4 protein-coding genes are annotated in these 2480 nt (G+C 60.1%); 1 reads left to right on the top strand and 3 read right to left on the bottom strand.

Features of this window, described 5'->3' with window-relative positions:
- From B4F73_RS09085 to tpiA, 3 genes are all read right to left on the bottom strand, one after another.
- Positions 1-536, bottom strand: a 536-nt coding sequence (locus tag B4F73_RS09085) for a CTP synthase (RefSeq protein WP_290483066.1), incomplete at its 3' end; no start/stop codon positions are given.
- A 63-nt stretch (positions 537-599) separates the two neighbouring features.
- On the bottom strand, positions 600-1100 hold the full coding sequence (gene secG / locus B4F73_RS09090) for a preprotein translocase subunit SecG (protein WP_290483067.1): 501 nt from the start codon (positions 1098-1100) through the stop codon (positions 600-602).
- 56 nt (positions 1101-1156) lie between these two features.
- The gene (tpiA, locus tag B4F73_RS09095; RefSeq protein WP_290479537.1) at positions 1157-1906 is read right to left on the bottom strand and encodes a triose-phosphate isomerase; all 750 of its coding nucleotides are present in this window, start codon (positions 1904-1906) and stop codon (positions 1157-1159) included.
- Between the two features lie 97 nt (positions 1907-2003).
- Between tpiA and B4F73_RS09100 the strand changes: the two genes are divergently transcribed.
- Positions 2004-2480: SurA N-terminal domain-containing protein (locus B4F73_RS09100; RefSeq protein WP_290483068.1), on the top strand; the 477-nt coding region annotated here is incomplete at its 3' end.

Below are 2480 nucleotides of genomic sequence, written 5' to 3' on the forward strand. Positions count from 1 at the left end.
TAGGGCACGAGGGTGACATGCACGCTCAGCGTCTGCCATGGCTCCAGATCGTTGCGAAGCTGACGGATCGCTTCCATGAAGGGCAGACCTTCGATATCGCCGACCGTGCCGCCGATTTCGCAGAGCACGAATTCCACATCCTCGCCCGGATCGGACAGGACGAAATCCTTGATCTCGTTTGTGACGTGCGGAATCACCTGGATCGTCGCGCCGAGATAATCCCCGCGCCGTTCCTTCTCGATGATGCGGCTATAGATCCGCCCCGTCGTGATATTGTCGGACTGGCGTGCCGAGACGCCGGTGAAGCGCTCATAATGACCAAGGTCCAGATCGGTCTCTGCGCCGTCATCGGTGACATAGACCTCGCCATGTTGGCGGGGGCTCATCGTGCCGGGGTCGACATTGAGATACGGATCGAGCTTGCGCAGACGGACCTTGTAGCCACGCGCCTGAAGCAACGCACCGAGTGCGGCGGAAGCGATACCCTTGCCAAGGGAGGACACCACGCCGCCTGTAATGAAAATATAGCGGATCATGGGATCACCCTGATGCCGTGATTCGGACAAATGGGACGCAGGGAAAACACCTGCGCGGCGCAATTACTGGGGATTACCTGTTTCCGGCTCGGTTTCCGGCACAGGATCAGCCTCGATATCGGCGGGTGGCATGTCTGCCGTAGGATCGATCAGGACACCCGGCTCAGCCGCTTCCGGCGCGGGCGTGGACAGGCCGTCCTGGCCCTCCAGCAGCGGCGCGGTTGGATCCAGCAGGTCGACCGGGCCGGTTGCGCCATCTTCGTCAGCGCCAAGTGCGCGCTCGACATTGGTGCGTGTGTCGGTGTTTCGGTTGGCCAGTGTGGTCAGCGCCAGGCTGGTCACGAAGAAGATACCGGCAAACATGATCGTGGAACGCACCAGGGCGCCGGCAGCGCCACGTCCGGACATGAGCGATCCCGCGCCGCCCCCGCCGCCACCACCAATACCGAGGCCGCCGCCTTCGGATTTCTGGATCAGGACCAGTCCTGTCACGATAAGACAGGCGAGGATGTGGACTACAAGGATGACGTTCTGCATGGCTGGTGCGTTTCCAGTAAAATTCAAGCGGCCCGCATATCCCCATTGGGGACAGACGCCAAGCCTTCGGGTTCAGTCTTTGATTACTTTGCTTGACCGTAAATGGCGAGGAAATCCGCCGCCTTCAAGCTTGCCCCCCCAATTAGACCGCCATTCACATCCTTGACCGCAAGGATTTCAGCCGCATTTCCCGGCTTCATGCTGCCGCCATAGAGCAGCGGAATGAGGTCTGCGGCCTCAGCACCGAATCGTTCTGTAAGGCGCGTGCGGATCGCGGTATGAACTTCATCAATCTGATCTGGCGTGGCAACTTCGCCCGTACCGATGGCCCAGATTGGCTCATATGCAATCACAATCTGTTCAGCCGTGGCCCCGTCCGGAATCGAGCCTGCGATCTGGCTGGCCACGAATTCCAGCGTCTCACCCGCCTTGCGCTGGTCGAGGCTTTCGCCAATGCAAATGATCGGCGTCAGACTCGCGCGCAGGGCGGCTGCGGCTTGTGCGGCCACGATTTCATTGCTCTCCGCATGGTCTGTCCGGCGCTCTGAATGGCCAACAATGACATGGGTTGCGCCCGCGTCTGCCAGCATTTCTGCCGACACATCACCAGTATGCGCGCCGCTTTCGGCCGCATGGCAGGTTTCGCCACCGACCCGCAGCGCTGAGCCGTGCGCGGCCTCTGCCGCAAGGGTCAGAAGGGTTGCCGGTACGCACAACAGCGCCTCGACCCCGGCCTTGCCTTGACCCACGCCTGCAGCCGCATCTCGGATTTCCCCAAGGCTGGACTTGAGGCCGTTCATCTTCCAATTCCCGGCGATAAGTGTTCTGGTCATAAGCTATCCCTATCTTGAAAGACCTAACGGGGTCGCCTAGCAAGCACTGGACCACCGCTCAACCTGCCAGAAAGACGCTGCCGATATGCTAGCCTTGATGAAAAGCCTGATGAATTCCTTCGTCGGGAAGATTATTGTCATGATCATCATTGCGGGGATGGCGTTCTGGGGTGTTGACCAGATGTTCGCTCAGCTGCGGGGCGGAATCGGCTCCAACATGGCCGCCGCGGGCAGCCGGGGCTTTGATGCCGTCACCTTCGATCGCCGCGTTGAGAGCGTCATCCGGAACATCAATGCGGACTCCGAAGAGCCCGTTACCAAGCCGGAATTGCTGGAACAGGGTGTCATCGACCAGGTCTTCCAGCTCGAAGCCGCCAAGCTCACCTTGCTCGGCTATGCCGACTCCATCGGCGTCCATCCCTCCACCGATGCCGTTGTGGAAGAACTGAAGAACATCGACGCCTTCAAGAACCCGCTGACCGGCGCGCTCGACCTCGATACATATCGCGATGTCCTCTATCGCAGCCGCATCACTCAGGCTGACTATGAACAGCAATTGTCTGACGATCTGACG

Source organism: Hyphomonas sp. UBA3601 (assembly GCF_002375605.1).
GTDB lineage: Bacteria > Pseudomonadota > Alphaproteobacteria > Caulobacterales > Hyphomonadaceae > Hyphomonas.

Bases quoted from the DNA above. Each gene is read 5' to 3' on its own strand.
- tpiA (WP_290479537.1), bottom strand. From the start codon at position 1,906: ATGACCAGAACACTTATCGCCGGGAATTGGAAGATGAACGGCCTCAAG.